This is a genomic window from Phocaeicola acetigenes, from assembly GCF_027529745.1.
GTDB lineage: Bacteria > Bacteroidota > Bacteroidia > Bacteroidales > Bacteroidaceae > Phocaeicola > Phocaeicola acetigenes.
The window spans coordinates 239,733-258,195 of the sequence record NZ_JAPZVM010000003.1 but is presented as its reverse complement, the minus strand read 5'-3'; the positions used below and the strand labels follow the sequence as shown (position 1 = coordinate 258,195).

General features: G+C 42.5%; 14 protein-coding genes. 8 read left to right on the top strand and 6 right to left on the bottom strand.

The features are described from left to right. The first annotated feature begins 5 nt into the window (after positions 1-5). The 4 genes from O6P32_RS05620 to O6P32_RS05605 all read left to right on the top strand — a co-directional run bounded on the left by O6P32_RS05620 (position 6) and on the right by O6P32_RS05605 (position 4,646). The gene (locus tag O6P32_RS05620; protein WP_269877278.1) at positions 6-974 is read left to right on the top strand and encodes a glycoside hydrolase family 18; all 969 of its coding nucleotides are present in this window, start codon (positions 6-8) and stop codon (positions 972-974) included. A gap of 13 nt (positions 975-987) precedes the next feature. Beyond that, positions 988-2,028 (top strand): discoidin domain-containing protein, encoded by a 1,041-nt coding sequence (locus tag O6P32_RS05615; protein WP_269877277.1) that lies wholly within the window; start codon positions 988-990, stop codon positions 2,026-2,028. An 11-nt stretch (positions 2,029-2,039) separates the two neighbouring features. Beyond that, positions 2,040-3,191 (top strand): DUF1735 and LamG domain-containing protein, encoded by a 1,152-nt coding sequence (locus O6P32_RS05610; RefSeq protein ID WP_269877276.1) that lies wholly within the window; start codon positions 2,040-2,042, stop codon positions 3,189-3,191. A 156-nt stretch (positions 3,192-3,347) separates the two neighbouring features. Beyond that, positions 3,348-4,646, top strand: coding sequence for a GH36-type glycosyl hydrolase domain-containing protein (locus tag O6P32_RS05605; RefSeq protein WP_269877275.1), 1,299 nt, complete (start codon positions 3,348-3,350; stop codon positions 4,644-4,646). A 112-nt stretch (positions 4,647-4,758) separates the two neighbouring features. On the opposite strand, the gene O6P32_RS05600 is transcribed toward O6P32_RS05605, so the two are convergent. From O6P32_RS05600 to O6P32_RS05575, 6 genes are all read right to left on the bottom strand, one after another. Continuing rightward, a complete protein-coding gene (locus tag O6P32_RS05600) occupies positions 4,759-5,931 on the bottom strand; it encodes an iron-containing alcohol dehydrogenase (RefSeq protein ID WP_269877274.1) in 1,173 nt (390 codons plus the stop codon). A gap of 210 nt (positions 5,932-6,141) precedes the next feature. Continuing rightward, on the bottom strand, positions 6,142-7,203 hold the full coding sequence (locus O6P32_RS05595) for an ABC transporter permease (RefSeq protein WP_269877272.1): 1,062 nt from the start codon (positions 7,201-7,203) through the stop codon (positions 6,142-6,144). A gap of 89 nt (positions 7,204-7,292) precedes the next feature. Continuing rightward, a complete protein-coding gene (locus tag O6P32_RS05590) occupies positions 7,293-8,393 on the bottom strand; it encodes an ABC transporter permease (RefSeq protein WP_178266761.1) in 1,101 nt (366 codons plus the stop codon). 23 nt (positions 8,394-8,416) lie between these two features. Continuing rightward, complete coding sequence (locus O6P32_RS05585; protein WP_269877271.1) at positions 8,417-9,886, bottom strand: ATP-binding cassette domain-containing protein; 1,470 nt, start codon at positions 9,884-9,886, stop codon at positions 8,417-8,419. A 16-nt stretch (positions 9,887-9,902) separates the two neighbouring features. Then, positions 9,903-10,802, bottom strand: a complete 900-nt coding sequence (locus tag O6P32_RS05580; RefSeq protein WP_269877269.1) for an HlyD family secretion protein — start codon at positions 10,800-10,802, stop codon at positions 9,903-9,905. 31 nt (positions 10,803-10,833) lie between these two features. Then, positions 10,834-12,090: a TolC family protein gene (locus O6P32_RS05575; RefSeq protein ID WP_269877267.1), complete on the bottom strand. Its 1,257-nt coding sequence runs from the start codon at positions 12,088-12,090 to the stop codon at positions 10,834-10,836. A 161-nt stretch (positions 12,091-12,251) separates the two neighbouring features. Here O6P32_RS05575 and O6P32_RS05570 point away from each other — a divergent pair, with 161 nt between their 5' ends. The 4 genes from O6P32_RS05570 (at position 12,252) to O6P32_RS05555 (ending at position 18,225) form a co-directional block, all read left to right on the top strand. After that, a complete protein-coding gene (locus O6P32_RS05570) occupies positions 12,252-13,181 on the top strand; it encodes a helix-turn-helix domain-containing protein (RefSeq protein ID WP_269877266.1) in 930 nt (309 codons plus the stop codon). Between the two features lie 52 nt (positions 13,182-13,233). Further along, positions 13,234-14,313 (top strand): choloylglycine hydrolase family protein, encoded by a 1,080-nt coding sequence (locus tag O6P32_RS05565; RefSeq protein WP_269877264.1) that lies wholly within the window; start codon positions 13,234-13,236, stop codon positions 14,311-14,313. Between the two features lie 168 nt (positions 14,314-14,481). Continuing rightward, on the top strand, positions 14,482-15,624 hold the full coding sequence (locus O6P32_RS05560; RefSeq protein ID WP_269877262.1) for an acyltransferase: 1,143 nt from the start codon (positions 14,482-14,484) through the stop codon (positions 15,622-15,624). A gap of 36 nt (positions 15,625-15,660) precedes the next feature. After that, on the top strand, positions 15,661-18,225 hold the full coding sequence (locus O6P32_RS05555; protein WP_269877261.1) for a beta-N-acetylglucosaminidase domain-containing protein: 2,565 nt from the start codon (positions 15,661-15,663) through the stop codon (positions 18,223-18,225). Positions 18,226-18,463 lie beyond the last annotated feature (238 nt).

Genomic DNA, 18,463 nt, shown 5'->3' with positions numbered 1-18,463 from the left:
TTGTTATGATGACTTTTAAAACAAAAATAAAAACGCTGTGTTCCGCTTTTGCATTAGCTGGGGCATTATTCTCTTGTACAGATGTGGAGAATTTGGAAATTCAGACACCTTATACATATAGCGACCAGTATTATGAAAACTTGCGTGCCTATAAGGCTTCCGATCACCAGATTTCATTTATGTGGTTTGCCGATTATACTTCCAGCCATAGTTTAGGTATTCGTTTTATGGGATTACCGGATAGTTTGGATATCTGTAGCTTGTGGGGAGGAGTTCCTAATCCTAAAGATCATCCCTTGGCTTATGAAGAAATGCGTTTCTGTCAGCAAGTGAAAGGTATGAAATTTACTTATGTTACTTTTCCTGGAGTTAGTAATTTGGAATGGGTAATGAGTCATCCGGAGGAGGAGCGAGTAAAAGTATATGGCGATTCCTTGTTGCGCATTGTATACAATAATGGATTGGATGGTATGGATTTGGACTATGAAATTCAGGGAGACTGGATGCATGGAGCCAATTTCGTAAAATTGATTGAATATTTGGGACAGTTCATAGGTCCAAAAGGAAAAGATCCAAGTAAATTGCTGATTGTGGATGGTTGGCCAATTGATGGAGGATATGAATATTTGAGTTATTTCATAGCTCAGGCTTATCATAGTTATGGAGCTTCCGATTTACAGAGTAGATATAATGAAGTTGCAGCCCATGGTCTACCACCTGAAAGATACATTGTGACAGAAAATATGGGTGACTATTATGCAACAGGTGGTACTCCATTTACAGAAGCTGATGGAAATACAACCAGCATTTTAGGAGGACAATTGTATTCATTGGAAGGTATGGCTCGTTGGAACCCGACACAAGGTAAAAAAGGAGGATTTGGTTCTTTCTTTGGTCAGAGAGATTATAACAATACTCCTCCTTATAAATACTTTAGATTAGGTATCCAAATTCAAAATCCTGCAGTAAAATAAAAAAGAAACGATTATGAATGTACAAAAAATAGGAAACAGCCTTTTAGGCTTGTTCATAATGTGCTTTACCACTTTATTTGTATCTTGTTCAAAAGATGAAGCATATGATTTTCCTGGAGACTCTGGTAAAGTCTATGTTCGTATGCAGACTTCTTATACAGTAAATAGTGTAGCCAATGTAGCTGAATTTACAGTTCGTAAGACTTTGAACGGAGCTTTTGGGAATGGAACCATATCGTTCCCTGTACGTTCTACAATGCCTGTAGACGGTGAAATAAGAGCGCTTTTCGATGTAGATAATTCTTTGATTGAGACTTATAATGCAATTCATCAGACGGATTATCAAAAGATGAATTCTGATATATTAGTCTTTAATAAAAAAGATTTAGTTATTGGAAGTGGTTCTATGCAATCAGAAGAAGAAATTGTAGTCTCTTTTGATGAGGAAAAGACTGAAACTTTAGAGGTCGGTAAGTATCTTGTACCAATAAAGTTGGTTAATGTAGAGGGAGGTATGGAGATTAGCTCTAATTGGAATGTCATTTATTTGATTCTTGAAGTAGTGGATGATCCATATGGATTCCCGGCAGCAGATAAAACGAAGTGGACTGTGATAGACTGTTCTTCGGAGGAAACTGAAGCAGAGAATGCTCCTGCATCTAATGTATTGGATGGAGATATCTCTACTATTTGGCATACAGAGTATGATAAGAATCAACCGAATCCTCCTCATACTATTACTATAGATATGGGTGAAGTAGGTAATATGGTTGGCTTCTGTTATACTACAAGAAGCTCAGGTTCTGGCTGCCCATTGGGATTAAAGGTAGAAGTAAGTGCCAATAATGTTGATTGGGAAGAAGTGGCTACCTATGGTGATGATGAACTGCCAACAGGAGGCAGTGCAGAATGTAAGAAGTTCTTTGAGGAGCAGAAAGCTGCGCGTTATTTCCGTTTAACGATTACTAAAGCGGGACAAAAATATTGGGGAAGTATATATGAAAGTCATTATGCTTGTCTTGCAGAAGTAGGTGCATTTTTATTAAATAAATAAAAAGAATGATTATGAAAAAGATATTTGGATTTTTCCTGACAATGATGTTATTGGTCAGCTGTCAGGAAGTAGCTGATTTTAAAGATGTAATTTATTTTACTGGAACGGAAGATTCTCCTCGTATCACTTTTACTATAGAGGAGCCTCGTGATATGGGTATTACAGTTACAGCAACTAATAAGGTTACTACAGATACACGAGTTCTTTTGGAGGTAGGTGATCAACAAATGCTTGATGCATACAATGCTCAAACAGGGAAGAAATATGTCATGCCTCCTGCTGGAAGTTTTAATTTGGATAAGAATGAAACTATCATTAAAGCTGGAAACTATGTGTCAGAATCGGTAAGATTTGGAGTGACTTCATTAGATGATTTTGTAGAAGGTACAAATTATTGTGTACCATTGGTTATTACGGGTACAGATGGAGATATGCCGGTATTAGATGCTTCTCGTATAATGTATGTAGTGATTAACCGTACTATTATATCAAAGGCTGTAGATTTGCACGGACGGTGTGGATTTAATGTTCCTCAATTTATAACAGATCCCCGAGTTTCGGCTTTAAGTCAAGCGACTATGGAAATTCGTGTACGTGTGAATAGTTTCCCGTCCGAATCTGCCAATCCGGGTATTTCTTCTTTGATGGGTATTGAAGAAAATTTCCTGTTCCGTTTTGGTGATATCAGTATTGAGAAGAATCAGTTGCAGTTGGCTCCGGCGGTAATTGGCGGTAAGAAATACTTTACTACTGGCGAAACTCGTTATACTACCGGTAAATGGCATCAGGTGGTATGTGTATACGATGGCTCTTCTACTTCAATCTATGTAGATGGAAAACTGGATGTGAAGTTCAGTGCCGGTCCTGGTACAATCAATTTGAATGATGATTATTTTGATGGTTTCTGGTTTGGTCAGTCTTGTGGCGGACGTTATCTGGATGGAGCTATCAGTGAAGCACGCTTCTGGACTCGTGCATTGACGCTTAATGAAATTCAGGACAATGCCTGCTATGTAGATCCGAAAACACCGGGCTTATTGGCTTACTGGCGTTTCAATGCGGTTCAGGAAGACGGCCGAGTATTGGATGAAACCGGTAATGGATTTGATGCCATTCCTCATGGTTCATATACATGGATTGAAAATGTGAAATGTCCATATTAAGGCTTCTTGTCTATAGATTAAGGTTAAATAGTTAAAGAACAATTTAGGGTTTGAAATCGGGGAACCACGACAGTTGTGAAACCATTGTGGTGACCCGATTTTTTATGTCTTGAAAAATTGTAAGAATAAAAGATTACTATAAAAAACAAATAAACTATGAAACATTCCATGAAATACGCAGCGATGGCCGCTTTGACTGCCATGTGTTTGTCGTGTACCACAAAGCAGCCTAATCCGCTGGCTAAAGAGATTTTGAATAATCCAGATCTTCAGGTTGTAGACAGTATGGGACGATTCATTCTTTCTCAGGGCTTCAATGCCGGAAGCGGATATTCTCAGGTATGGGCCAGAGACATGAATACCTTTATCGAAACAGCTTGTGAGGAGGTAAATCCGGAAGAAATCAGAGGTGCCTTGCTGGTGTTTTTTGCTCTTCAGCAGCCTAACAATGAGATGATAGACGGGTATGTACTGAAAGGCGAATTTAATTGGGGAGATCCTAAACCTTATTATTCGGATGCAGCCCCCGATCATGTAGGCTTTAAAAATACAGTAGAAACCGATCAGGAAACATCACTTATTCAGATTATAGGAAAGTATATTCGTAAGACAGGTGATAAATCAATCCTGAAAGAAGTGGTAAACGGTCAGACTGTTTATGAACGGATGGTGAAAATGATAGACTATCTGATGACTGAAAAATATGATTCCAAATATGGATTGCTGACCGGTGCACTGACTTCCGACTGGGGCGATGTGCAGGCCAATGATGACGAGATGGTGGATATCAACGAAAACTCTGTGGTGACTATTGATGCGTACGATAATGCCATGTTTGCTATTGCATTGGGATATATGGCGGAGATGAGTGAAGGAGAAGACAAGGCAAAATGGGAAAAAATGCGAAAAGAGATTGTAGCCAATACCCGTAAGCATTTATGGGATGAGGCTGCCAACAAGATTATTCCTCATGTCTATCCGAACGGTACACCTGATTTTGTGGATTTTGATGAAAACAAGATTCATTATCATGGAGGAACTGCAATTGCCATTGAGGCCGGTATACTGGAACACGATGAAATTGGTATTGTGAATGCGCAGATGGTAAGAAACGTGCAGCAGTCGGGCATGCCTTCTATTGGCCTTACTGTATATCCTCCTTATCCGGAGGGGTTCTTCCGTGGTGGAATGGCAAAAGCATATGTCTATCAGAATGGAGGAGACTGGACTTGGTTTGGTGGACGCATGATTCAACAGCTGATTGCCAATGGATACATAGAAGAAGCTTATGCTGAAATTACTCCAATGATAGAGCGTGTGATAAAGAATAAGGGTTTCTATGAATGGTACGGACAGGGAGGTGTTCCCAGTGGTTCCGGACATTTTAAAGGTTCGGCCGGAGTATTGTGTAAAGCGATTGAGATGCTAAGAGAATGGGCAGAGAATAATAAGTAATGCTTCTTGCTCAGGATATTGGAATATAATAATAAAATCGCCAGCTTATTCGGTATGAATCAGCTGGCGATTTTGTTTTTGAATATACTTAAAGTGTATTCTTGAAGAATACTTATTTGTACGATTTCTTATAAATATCCAGAACTTCTGCATCCGTCAGCGGGCGAGGATCGAGTGTGAACAGGCCACCCATGGTGTCGCGTGCATTCTGTACCATCTTCGGCAGATCTTCTTCCTTGAGTCCCCAGTCGCTAAGCTTCAGGTCGTGTACGTTACAAGCCTTTTGCATCAGTACCAGTGCATCGATGAAATCACTCGGGCGGTTGCTCTTTTTCTGTGTCATTACTTCTGCCATCTTCATGTAACGCTTCATGCAGTCGTTGCGGAAGGTTTCGAAGTAAGCTTCACTAAGGGCTATCAGTCCGGCACCGTGTGGAAGTTCGGGGTAATATGCACTCATGGCATGTTCCATAGAGTGTTCGGAAGTACAGCTGGAAGTCGATTCTACCAATCCGGCCAGTGTACTTGCCCATGCCACTTTAGCACGTGCTTTCAGGTTCTTGCCGTCGGCTACAGCTACCGGAAGATATTTGTACAGCAACCGGATTGCTTCCAAAGCATAAAGGTCGCTGATAGGAGTGGCACAGTTGGCAATGAATCCTTCGGCTGCATGGAAGAATGCATCGAATCCCTGATAAGCGGTAAGGTGTGGAGGGATAGAGATCATCAGTTCCGGGTCGATGATAGACAGTACCGGGAAGGTAAGCGGACAACCGAAACCGATTTTTTCCTGTCGTTCTTCATTGGTGATAACTGTCCAGGGGTCGGCTTCCGTACCTGTACCGGCTGTAGTCGGGATAGCCACAATCGGGAGTGCTTTGGTGACTGGTCTGCCCTTTCCGCTTCCACCGATGATATAATTCCAGTAATCACCTTCGTTGCAAGCCATGACAGCAATCGACTTGGCCGAATCGATGGTGCTTCCTCCTCCTAAACCGATGACAAAGTCGCAACCACTTTCACGGCAGATAGCAGCAGCTTCCATTACGTGCGATTTTATAGGATTGGGTAATATTTTGTCGTAAACAATGGATGCGATATCATTTTCAGTCAGTAAGTTGACAACTTTATCCAAATAACCGTATTTTTTCATGGATGTTCCGGCTGATATCACAATCATCGCTTTTTTTCCGGGAAGTGTTTCCGTTGCTAATTTCTTAATCTCACCACAACCGAACACGATACGTGTAGGGATGTGCAAATTGAAAACTGGATTTGCATTCATAATAGTATTCCCTTTAAAGTTCGTATTCTCAAATATAGTGAAATTCATGTCATATTTTAGTAATATCTGTGTTAAAAATGATAATAGAGGAAAATTTGAGGGTTGAATAGGCGATAAAAAGAAAAAGAAGTATAGGTTGCTGTGGTTGGTATTGCTGATTATAGATTAATAACTGTAAGAACAGGGAGTGTTATTCTTTCGTTCCTGATATTATGCCTGCTTCTTGTAGCTGTATATAGCCCAGCAGTACAGAGTGGTGGCAAATCCGGATAGAGTGAGCAGTTGCGATATAATATCGGCAAAAGAACTGCCTTTCAGATAGACCATGCGCATGATTTCCATAAAGTATCGTAATGGGTTGAGGTAGGTGAGGGTTTGTGCCCATTCGGGCATACTGCCGATAGGGGTAAAAAGACCACTCATCAGAATGAAAATTAGCATGCAGAACCACATGACGAACATGGCTTGCTGCATAGTAGATGAATAGTTGGAAATAACCAGTCCGAGACCGGAGACAACCAGAATGAATACCAATGCGGCCAGATAAATGGTGCATAGATTTCCTTGGGGAGTGATGTGGTAGACCAGTGCTGCAAGACCGATACACAGATTCAATACCAGAAAGCCTATCATCCAATAGGGGAGTAGCTTACCTAAGGTGAAAGTGATACGACTGACAGGACTTACGTTCATTTGTTCAATGGTTCCGGTTTCTTTTTCACTGACGATATTCAGGGCTGGAAGAAAGCCGCAGATCATGACCAGTATCATGGTCATTAATGCAGGAACCATAAACATCTTGTAATCCAAATGTGGGTTGAACCGATAGCGTATGGAGGCAGTGCCTTGTTGGGGCATAAGAATCTGCTGCAGATAGGAACTTCCCAGTGCTCCTTTTGTTCCGTCTACCGAGTTGGCTGCAATCAGAATAGAAGCTGTCCGGCCCTGGATTTGCTCTTTTTCAAAGCCGCGTGGTATTTCCATCACAATGTCGGCACGACCTTTTTCTATGGCCTCTATTCCTTTGGGGTAAGTAGCCGGCAGTTCGGTGAGTTTGAAGTAAGGAGATGCTTCGATACGGTGTACCAGCCGTTCGGAAGAAGGACTCCGGTCGTTGTCGATGACGGCAATGCGAAGATCTTTTATCTCCAATGTAGCCGCCCAGGGAAGTACCAGCATAATCATACACGGAAATATAAACAGTAGCCGGGGCAGAAAACTATGGCGTCGGATTTGTCTGAATTCCTTTTCTATCAGATAACGTAATGTCATAGGTGTAAGTTTTTGAGTTCTTAAGTTTTGAGTTTTTAAGTTCTTTGGTTAAGTTGCCAGTTTATCATGGACTTATAGACTCAAATATATTATTCTAATCGGTTGTTAAACTTGCGGATGGTAAGGCCGGTCAATAGGATTCCCATCAGTAAGAGCACGCTTACTTCTTGCCATACATAGGCGAGGGGAACACCTTCTATCATGAGTTTGCGTACAATGCTGACATACCATCGGGCAGGGATGAGGCAGGACAGTCCCTGAAGGATGGGAGGCATGCTTCCGATGGGGAAGATGATACCCGACAGAATGATAGTCGGTATCATCAATACCATTGCCGAAACTAACAGGGCGGCCACTTGGGTACGGGTAAGACAGGAGATAAGCAATCCCAATGCCAGTGAAACAAAAATAAACAGCAGAGAAACTCCCAGCAGGCTACCCAAGTTGCCAGCTACCGGTACATCGAGTACAAAGACTGACAATAATAGAATGGTAGTAAGGTTCAGTACGGAGAGCGCAAAATAGGGTACTGCTTTGGAAAGAATGACCAGAAACGGATGGACGGGAGAGACGAGCAATAGTTCCATCGTACCGGTTTCTTTTTCACGGACAATGGAAATGGAAGTCATCATGGCACATATCAGCATCAGAATCAGTCCCATTACCCCCGGAACAAAGTTGTAGGCGCTTTTCATTTGCGGATTGTATAGTAATCTGTTGTGTACAAGCAGAGAAGGATGTACTTTACCTGCATCGGCAAGTGTGGCTTGTGCCGTTCTGATGATTCCGGAAGCATAACTGCTGCGGGTGAGAGCCAGATTGGGGTCGGTTGCATCGGCAATAATCTGAATCTGTTCTGTATCGAAACGTTGTCGGTTGAAATCCGGGGGAAAGGCAATGGCCAGTTCAATTTTGTTTTTCCGGAAAAGGACTTCCAGTTCTTCGGGAGAGTGTACAATGTATTTTACGGTGAAATATTCGTTGGCATCGATGCGGTCGATAAGATATCGTGTATCGGTGTCTGTAGAAGAAACCAATATGGCGGTCTGTACATTTTTTACTTCAGTAGAAATGGCAAACCCGAAGAGGATAATCTGCACGATGGGCATACCGATAAGAATCAGTAACGTTCGTTTGTCGCGCAGGATATGATAAAATTCTTTTCTGACAAAGGCTATAAACTGTTTCATACATTGAGAAATTTGTAAGGTTACTATTCGCTTCGTTGCGCTTCACGGGCCAGTTTTTGGAAAACTTCGTCCATGTCTTTTGCCTTGAAGGTAGCTTTGAGCCCTGCCGGTGTATCAAGAGCACGGATGCGTCCGTCAACCATCATGGAGATACGGTCGCAGTATTCCGCTTCGTCCATGTAATGAGTGGTTACAAAGACTGTAATGCCTTGGTTGGCGGCCTGATAAATCAATTCCCAAAATTGTTTTCTGGTAGCGGGATCTACTCCGCCGGTAGGCTCGTCGAGAAAAACCAGGCGTGGATGATGGAAGATGGATATTGAGAAGGACAAACGTTGTTTCCATCCTAAAGGCAACTGTCGGACCAAGGTATTCCGTTCATCGTATAAACTGATGCGTCGCAGCATTTCCTCCGTGCGGGGAGCGATTTCTTTTTCTGCTATTCCATAAATACCTGCGAAAAGACGGACATTCTCCCGTACTGTAAGGTCTTCGTACAACGAAAACTTCTGACTCATATAACCGATGTGTTTTTTGATTTCCTCGCTTTGGGTATATACATCGTATCCCAAGACTTCTGCCTGCCCTTCTGTAGGAAGACTCAGACCACATAGAATACGCATGGCGGTAGTTTTTCCTGCACCGTTTGCTCCCAGAAAACCAAATATTTCTCCACGCTTTACTTCGAAGGAAATATGGTCTACTGCAGTGAAACGACCGAATCGTTTGACCAGTTGTGATACCCGTATGATGGGGGTATCATCGGCAGAAGTGCTATCGTGATGAAGGGGGGAAGGGCAAAGAATATCTTTAAACCGTTCCAGTATAATAGAGGGAGTATCGATGCCTGATATATAACCTTCGCGGATGAAGGCGATACGGTCGCAGCGTCGGGCTTCGTCCATGAAAGGAGTGGAAACAACGATGGTTACTCCCCGTGTCTGCAACCGGTGGAGCATTTGCCAGAGCTCTTTGCGGGAAACCGGGTCGACTCCGGTAGTTGGTTCATCGAGAAAGAGGATTTCCGGATTGTGTATCAAGGCGCAGCATAATGCCAGTTTTTGCTTCATTCCTCCCGATAAGGCTCCGGCACGCCGGTGACGGAAAGGGGCTATCTGTTCATAAATCTCTTTAATTTGTCCGTAGTTTGCTTCTACTGTGGTATGGAATACCGTGGCAAAGAAGGTAAGATTTTCTTCTACTGTCAAATCTTGATACAGCGAGAACCGACCGGGCATGTAGCCTATCCGTTGCCGTATTTTCCGATAGTCGGTAAGTACATTGAAACCACATAATTCTGCCTGGCCTTCGTCGGCAACCAATAGGGTGGTGAGGAGGCGAAACAAGGTTGTCTTTCCGGAACCGTCGGGACCGATGATTCCAAACAGTTCTCCTCGTTTTACGTTGAACGATACATCGTGCAGAGCTACCGTCTTTCCGTAACGCTTGGCGAGGTGACTTACCTGAATAATAGGTTTATCTTCTTGTTTCATTTTGTGCAATTTTTACTTATTCTTGGTGGAAAACAACTTCTCCGTACATTCCCAGTTTGATGGCACCATCATTGCGGACTGCAATTTTTACTGCATAAACCTGATTGGCACGTTCGTCATCGGTCAGTATGGTTTTGGGAGTAAACTCAGCTTCATCGGCTATCCACGTCACAGTGCCGGAGTACTCTTTCCGCTTCTTGTCACCAAAATCGGCATATACAGTAGCTTTTCCTCCCAAACGAACCTGAGCGAGTTGCTCCGAAGTGACATAGGCGCGCAGATAAAGATGTTCCATATCGCCTATCTTGAACAGGGGCTTTCCGATGCTTGTCACTTCGCCGGGTTCGGTGTATTTGACTAAAACAGTTCCATCGATAGGGGAGAGGATGTGGCACTTTTTCAACAAATCTTCGGTCTGTGCAATCTGGATTGCTACCGAGGAACTTTGTTCGTTGAGGCTTGCTGTATTGTTCTCCAAAGAAGAAATTTGTGCTTCCAGCTGGCGGTTGAGTACTGCTATCTGTGAGTCCCAGTCATCCAGTTGTTTGCGGTTGGCAGCATTGGCCTGAATCAGATTCTGGGTACGGGTACGCTCTTTCTGTGCAGTAGCGATCTGTGCTTTTGTAGCTGCAATCTGCTTTCGGATGTCCGGACGTTGTTTGTCTACAGATTTCATGCTGGCCTCCAGTTGAAGTTTTTTCAGATAGAGTTGGATGGTATCCACCAGCCCGACCTCTTCTCCACGTTTCAGGCGGTTTCCTTCTTCTGCATTCAGGTAAAACAACTTCCCGTTTGATTCGGAAGAAACGATGATTTCTGTGGTTTCGAATGTCCCTGTGGCATCAAAATTCTGTTCGGAGCGGCAGGAAGAGAACAGAAAGGCATATAGAACAAAAAGAAAAGATATTGTTTTCATAACAAGATTTGTTTAATGACTATTTTATATATTATTCGTTTGTAATGTGTTTTTGCTGGTAAAGTTTCATGAGCAACTGGATTTCGTGCAATGCTTTGTTTTGCTTGGCCAGACTTTCGTGTGTCAGTTCCCGCAGCATTTCGGTTACCGTCAGTGTACCATTGGCAACCTTAGCCTCGGCGGCTTTACGTATGTTGATTCGCAGGCGAATCATTTCATCGTCTTCTTCCATTTGTTTCCGTAGAGAATGAATAGCCTGTTCTTGTTCTGTTAAAGCAATTCGGGTGTTTAGCAAGAATACATCTCTGTTGTTCTGTACTTGCAAACGTTCGGTATGTAGCTTCTTCCGGTCGTTTTTCAAAGTATAAAGACTTCCGAACCGCCAGCTCACTTTGGCTCCCACTATAAAATAAGGTTCAAAGGAATCTTTAAGCATATTGAGTCCGGGATTGCCGTAAGCCCCTTGTGCAAAAAGACTGAAACGAGGCATGTATCCCGTTTTCAGGCTTTGTTCCTTGATGTGGAGGGTCTGTTCCTGCGCTGAGTAAAGAGCCAGTTCCGGTCGGTTGATTGAAAGGGAGGTATCGGATAGAGGAAGGTCGGGTTTTTGTAAGAGGGTATTTGTATTTACTTCTTCTCCCATAAACAGACTCAGCATACGGAGATAGGCATTACGGCTACTTTCTATTTGTATGCGTTGCTGCCGGGTATTCAAAATTTCTACACGTACAGCATCTACATCAGCCTCGTTGGCTATGCCGTAAGTGCAGTAGGCTTTTATATTGACGAGGTTTCGCTGTAACTCCTCTTGTAATAGAGCGTTCTGATCCAGTTGCTCATTGAAAAGGAGAATACCGAAAAACAATTGGTTGATTCGTTCTCTGAGTGCATACATGTTTACATCCAACTGTCTTTCAGCCTCTTCTCCTTGAGCCTGCACTTGTGCTTTCTGGGAGTGAATCTGTCCTCCGTCCCAAATATTCTGACTGACTTCCATCATGATTTGATATTGGTCTTTGGACATGCCTTGGAAATCAAGGTTGGGCAAAGTAAACGGGAGTGTCGTGGCATCGCTTTGATACGATACTTTTCCATGGAGACTGATTTGAGGCAGGTTGCCTTTGGCTGCATTGGCAAGCGTATAGCTTGTGGACCGTTCTATTAACTGATATTGTCGGGAGAGCGGATAGTTGGCCTGTGCCTTTTGCTGACATTCTTCCAAGGTCAGTTGGGCGTAGCTGTGTATTCCCATGCAGATGCATAGAATAAGGAGCAGATTCCGTTTCATTTCAACTTTTCTTTAAGGTTTCTATGACAAAGGTATGTAATTCTATTGTTCCTGACAGGTTCTGCTTGTTGTGTCGTATGTTCTGTTTGTTCGATAATAGAAGAAAAGACTGATTTTATATTCAATAATAATTATCTTTACAGGAACAAATCTACATTGCTATGGAACAAAAAGAGATGATGCATTTTGCCATTAAGCAGGTGAAAGAGTTTTCTACGGGATTGCGGAATGTTTCACGTTTTGTATCCGATGACTTTGCTTTCATCCGGTGTATTCAAGGTGCTGAGGACTTGATGCATTTTCTTGTGAAATTTCGTCAGCCTTTTCGTCTGATGGAAGGGCGCATAGTGTATATGCGCTCGGGATATATAGATGTGCGTGTGAATTTGCGCGAGATTCGGATTGAACCGCATCAATTGGTTGTTGCTTCCCGGGGAACTGTATTGCAGGTATTATATGTCTCTCCGGATTGTGATTTGTCTATGTTGGCAGTTTCCAATAACTTCATGGAAGATTGGCAGAAAGAAGAGCTGTTGATGTCTTATTTGTCCGGGCGGCTGTATTTGAAGCTTCCATTGGAAGAACAGGAAGAGTGGAGGATGGAATTGATGTGTACCCTGATGTGGGAAGTAATGAATGACAGACCTTTTCCGAAAGAAACACTTCAAAGCCTTGTCTCTGCTTTGTTCCGTCAGATAGAATGTTTTTGTGCGCAGAAACAGACGAAAGATAGTACACGATATACACGGAAGGAAGAAGTTTTCAACAGGTTTCTGGAACTTGTTAATAAGTATGCTGTCCGCGAACGGAATGTCTCGTTTTATGCGGACAGACTGTATCTTACTCCCCGCTACTTGAGTACGCTTATCAGGCAGATTAGTGGGCGAACGATAATGGACTGGATCAATGAGGCTGTTTTACAAGAAGCAAAACTAATGTTGCGGCATAGTGATAAACTGGTATATCAGGTGTCCGATGCGCTCAACTTCCCCAATGCTTCGTTTTTCTGCAAGTTCTTTCGTCGGTTGACGGGAAAAACCCCTAATGAATATAAACAGGAAGTATGGAAAAAGATAGCAGATTCTGAATGACTTGGAAAACAATAGATTGAGTTTGTGTGTTTTAATATTAAATTATACACTTATGAGAAATAGAATTTTAATGATACTGCTTGTAATGGCAGGAAGTTTGGGAATGTATCGCGCCAGTGCGTGTACAGGTATTACGCTAAAGGCAAAAGACGGATCTTATGTTGTGGCGCGTACTATTGAATGGGGAGGAAGTGACTTGAACAGTTTGTATGTGGTTGTTCCTCGTGGATATGCACAGCAGTCGTATACACCGGAAGGAGTGGATGGAATGAAATTTACTGCCCGTTACGGATATGTGGGACTGTCTGTAGAACAGAAAGAATTTGTAGCCGAAGGACTGAATGAAGAGGGCTTGTCTGCCGGATTGTTCTATTTCCCGCGCTATGGTAAATATGAAACTTTCGACAAAACACGGAAAGAAGAAGCTATTGCCGATTTACAACTGGTGAGTTATGTATTGGGAACTTGCAAGAATGTAGATGAAGTGAAACTGGCCTTGGAGAAGGTGCATGTGGTGGCTATTGATCCTCGTGCCGAAACAGTACACTGGCGTTTTTCTGATCCTTCGGGCAGACAGTTGGTACTTGAAATCGTAGACGGAGTCTTGAAGTATTATGAGAATGCATTGGGAGTTTTGACCAATTCTCCGGGATTCGACTGGCAATTGACAAACTTGAACAATTATGTGAATCTTTTCCCGGGAAGTGCACCGTCACAGAAATTAGGAGATGTCAGCTTGCAGTCGTTTGGAGCGGGCAGCGGTTTTCTGGGTATACCGGGCGATGTGACTCCTCCGTCTCGTTTTGTACGGGCTGCCTTCTATCAGGCTACGGCTCCGCAGCAGGCTACTGGTAAGAGTACTGTGTTGCAGTGCTTTCAGATACTGAACAACTTCGATATTCCAATCGGAATTGAACATGCAGCCGGACAACCGATGGCCGATATCCCCAGTGCTACTCAATGGACTTCGGCTACAGATGTAACAAACAAGCAGATTTATTATCGTACGATGTACAATAGTGCAATACGAAATATAGATTTGAACCGAATTGATTTTACCCGTGTAAAATATAAGGCCATACCTTTGGATGAAGGAAAAGAACAGCCTGTGATTTCGGTCAAGGTGAAATAAATTGAATACTGTGGGTCCTACGAAGTTTGGGACTAATGAGGAAACCGGACTGTTTCAACTGTAAGCAAAAACGTTAAACAAATAGAATTATTTAAGGTAGAACAAAGATTTATTACCCGAAGTGCACTATTTTTGTCTCAGTGATAAACTTTGTTAATTCTTTAAATAATGAATGGTAAAGAAAAGGGAAATATAGGCTGGGTGGATTTGTTGAGAGTGCTTGCCTGTTTTTTTGTAGTGTTTTCTCATTGTTGTGACGGCTTCGTAGGACAATTTGATGCTAATCGTCAATCGTTTCTGACAGGGGTGTTCTCTGGCAGTCTGGCTCGTCCGTGTGTACCTTTGTTTGTAATGATGACAGGAGTTTTGTTGCTTCCTGTCGGCAAGGAGTATACTTTGCAGAGTTTCTATAAGAAACGTATCGGTCGTATCCTTACTCCGCTTGTATTTTGGTCGCTGGCTCTCCCCACTCTTGCTTTTCTTTATTTCAATTATGTGAGTCCGGATACTCATAATCCTTTGCTTTCTACAGACAATTATACGGTGCACACGTGGTTGCAGCGTCTTTATACCTTTGTATTCAGCTTTAATTTTGATACGGTACCTTTCTGGTATCTGTATATGCTTATCGGACTTTATCTGTTGATGCCGATATTGAGCAGCTGGCTGGTTCAGGCCTCACAGAAAGACATCAGGACTATACTGATACTTTGGGGTATATCTCTGTTCCTTCCTTACATTAAAATAGCAGCTCCGTTTTTGGGGTATCAGGGGAATTATGGTAATATGGATATATTGGGGGTATGCGACTGGAACGCTTATGGTACTTTTTATTATTTCTCCGGATTCGTCGGATATCTGATACTGGCTTATTATCTTACTCATTATCCATTGAACTGGAGTTGGAAAAAGACTTGGCTTGTATCGGTTCCCATGTTTTTAATAGGCTATCTGATAACTTCTGTTGGCTACATTATTACACAGAAGTATTATCCGGGAAACTATGCTTATCTTGAAATTGTATGGTATTTCGCCGGAATCAATGTGTTTATGATGACTTTTCCGGTCTTTGTCATCGTACAGAAAACCCGAATCTCTTCTTTACCCTGGCTTTCGCGTATGGCAAGTATGACATTCGGTATTTATTTGTGTCATTATACCTTTGTGTTTATGGCATACGATTTGTTTGATTTCTCCTTTCTCCCGTATTGGGCGCGGATAATCTGCATGGCATGTACTACGTTTGGAGTATGTTATTTGTTGGTTTCTCTTTTTTCGAAGTCTAAGCTGACAGCGCGTTTGGTGAAATAAAACCTTTTAATCTGGAAACTTAAATTAATCTTATATATGGTAATATCAAGAAAAGTAATGGCTGCTTTGGCAGCTGGAGTATTGACTTGTGGGCATGTAGCTGCACAAGAAGTTGATTTCGACTTGTCTTCACAGCGTTCGGAGTCACAGGACGTGTTGCCGGTTCCCGGTAAGAAACTGGATCATCAAGGACTGGTGATTAATCCTGTTCCGCATCAGTTGACAGTAGACCGGAACACCCGTCTGGATGTGACTGGAGGTCTGCGGATCATTGATAAGCAGGAGAAATTTGCCGAAGATTTCGGATTTATCGCAGCTTCGAAGAAAGGAGTGAAACTGACTATCGATTTTGGTACAAAGGTCGCTTCCAAACAAGGTGTGAAAGCTGTTTCAGGTGCTTACGTACTGACAATTGACAAGAAAGGAATTGTAATTACCGGTTATGATGAACAAGGAGCATTTTATGGTATTCAGACTTTGAAGCAGATTATGGAAAGTCCGGTAGCTGCCGAAGATAATCTTCCTTATATAACTATAAACGACTACCCGGATTTGCCTAACAGAGGAGTGGTAGAAGGTTTTTACGGTACTCCCTGGTCGCACGAAGTACGTATGTCGCTGATTGATTTCTATGGCAAGTTTAAGCTGAACAGCTATCTGTATGGTCCGAAAGATGATCCGTATCACAGCTGTCCGAACTGGCGACTGCCTTATCCGGAAAAAGAAGCGGCTAATATTAAGGAACTGATTCAGGCTTGCCGCCGTAACCGTGTGAACTTTGTATGGGCTATTCATCCGGGACAAGATATCAAGTGGAATGAAGAAGACTATCAGAATCTGGTGAACAAGTTCAATTGGATGTACGATTTGGGTGTTCGTTCGTTTGCTATTTTCTTCGATGATATTTCGGGCGAAGGAACCAATCCGGTCAAGCAGGTGGAACTTTTGAATCGTCTGAATACAGATTTCGTAAAAGCAAAAGGTGATGTGTCTTCGCTGGTTGTATGTCCGACAGATTATTCAAAGCTGTGGGCCAATCCTACTCCTCAGGGAAGTCTGGCTATTTACGGTAATACGCTCGATCCTTCTGTACAGGTATTCTGGACCGGAGATGTGGTGTGCAGTGATTTGACGAAAGAAACACAAGACTGGGTGAATTCTCGCATCAAACGTCCGGCTTATTTCTGGTGGAACTATCCGGTGACTGACTATGTACGCCATATTCTGTTGCAGGGACCTGTATATGGTCTTAATACTTCGCTTACTGCCAACGATTTGTGCGGTATAGCAAGTAATCCGATGGAGCATGGTGAGGCTTCTAAACTGGCGTTGTATGGAGTAGCCGATTATGCATGGAATACAGCCAACTATAATGCGTTGGATAACTGGGAAAGAGGGCTGGAAGTGCTTGTACCTCAGGCAAAAGATGCTTATCGTACCTTTGCTATCCATTCTTCTGATACAGAAAATGGTTATCGCCGTGACGAATCGTGGGAAACAGAAACGTTCCGTATCAGTAATTATACAGATGCGCAATATCAGGCACTCTTGAAGGAGTTTGAAAAGGTAGAGAAAGTACCGGCAGAAATGGAGGCCGGATGTACTAATAAAGGACTTCTGAAAGAGTTGAATCCTTGGTTGCAGGAATTTGGTAAGTTGGGTACGAGAGGAAAGAATGCCATGATGCTTATCAAACTGTATGAAGACGGAAGTGACAATAATGCTTTCTGGAATAAATATGTGGAGAACCTGATGTCGGAGGACGACAAGAAAGCTTATAATGCTCATAAATCGGGAACAATGAAGCTTCAGCCGTTCTATGAACATGCTATGGACGATATGGCATACGGCTTCTATACCAAATTGGCTGGAAAGTATCCGAAAGTGAGCAGAGCTATCAGTTCTTTTGCTACTATTCGTTCTACTTCGAACAAACTGATGTTTGATAATGACTCTACTACTTTCTATACTTCAGGTACGGCTCAGAAGGAAGGCGATTGGATTGGAGTAGATCTGGGTTATGTAGAAGATGTGAAGGAAGTGTCTATTTTGCAAGGCCGTAATTCGGTAGACGATGTAGACTATTTTGACCACGCTGTGTTGGAATGTTCGGCAGACGGTAAAACCTGGACAGCTTTGTTGCCGGATTTGGACAAGCAGTATGTAATTCACTGGACAGGTGAGCCGGTCAAGGCACGTTACGTTCGCCTGAAGCGTCTGGATTCGAAAAAGACCAACTATGCAGCTATCCGTTCGTTCGAAGTGAATCCGGCTAAAGTTGAGGCTTTGGGATTCAGTCTGGAAACTGAAAAACCGACACAGGCTTTGTATGCCTTCGATGAAAATCCGGAAACATCGTATGCACAGGAAGGTACTCTGACTTTTGAAATTCCTCAAGGTGTAACCGGATATACTTTCCTGATGAATCAGTCGAAACAGACTGCAGGTATTACTGTTTCGCAACTTGATAAGAAAGGTAATGTCATTTCAGAACTGGCTGTGAAATCTTCATACTTTGAATTGAAGTTGGATAAGAAAGCAGTAAAAGTACAGATTACAGGTACAACCGAAATCTTTGAACTGATTCCACAATGTAAGTAAGGCCTTAGGTTATTATTCAAATAGAACAGAGAATCCCGATAGGAACTCATCTGACTGGATGAGTTTCGTATCGGGATTTTTTATTATATTCATTTGATACCAAAAACCTTATTTCATGGGATACTATGTTTCTATAAAAGTTAAAACGAGGAAGCGTAGCTGTTAAAAGGCAAAATCTGCTTTTATTTCATTTGTTTTACATTTTCTGTTTATTCTCCGATTTTAATCAATTTTTTCT

Coding starts and splice junctions, on each gene's coding strand:
- O6P32_RS05565 (WP_269877264.1), top strand. CDS start 13,234: ATGAGAAATAGAATTTTAATGATACTGCTTGTAATGGCAGGAAGTTTG.
- O6P32_RS05600 (WP_269877274.1), bottom strand. CDS start 5,931: ATGAATGCAAATCCAGTTTTCAATTTGCACATCCCTACACGTATCGTG.
- O6P32_RS05620 (WP_269877278.1), top strand. CDS start 6: ATGATGACTTTTAAAACAAAAATAAAAACGCTGTGTTCCGCTTTTGCA.
- O6P32_RS05585 (WP_269877271.1), bottom strand. CDS start 9,886: ATGAAACAAGAAGATAAACCTATTATTCAGGTAAGTCACCTCGCCAAG.
- O6P32_RS05595 (WP_269877272.1), bottom strand. CDS start 7,203: ATGACATTACGTTATCTGATAGAAAAGGAATTCAGACAAATCCGACGC.
- O6P32_RS05560 (WP_269877262.1), top strand. CDS start 14,482: ATGAATGGTAAAGAAAAGGGAAATATAGGCTGGGTGGATTTGTTGAGA.
- O6P32_RS05615 (WP_269877277.1), top strand. CDS start 988: ATGAATGTACAAAAAATAGGAAACAGCCTTTTAGGCTTGTTCATAATG.
- O6P32_RS05575 (WP_269877267.1), bottom strand. CDS start 12,090: ATGAAACGGAATCTGCTCCTTATTCTATGCATCTGCATGGGAATACAC.
- O6P32_RS05570 (WP_269877266.1), top strand. CDS start 12,252: ATGGAACAAAAAGAGATGATGCATTTTGCCATTAAGCAGGTGAAAGAG.
- O6P32_RS05590 (WP_178266761.1), bottom strand. CDS start 8,393: ATGAAACAGTTTATAGCCTTTGTCAGAAAAGAATTTTATCATATCCTG.
- O6P32_RS05605 (WP_269877275.1), top strand. CDS start 3,348: ATGAAACATTCCATGAAATACGCAGCGATGGCCGCTTTGACTGCCATG.
- O6P32_RS05555 (WP_269877261.1), top strand. CDS start 15,661: ATGGTAATATCAAGAAAAGTAATGGCTGCTTTGGCAGCTGGAGTATTG.
- O6P32_RS05610 (WP_269877276.1), top strand. CDS start 2,040: ATGAAAAAGATATTTGGATTTTTCCTGACAATGATGTTATTGGTCAGC.
- O6P32_RS05580 (WP_269877269.1), bottom strand. CDS start 10,802: ATGAAAACAATATCTTTTCTTTTTGTTCTATATGCCTTTCTGTTCTCT.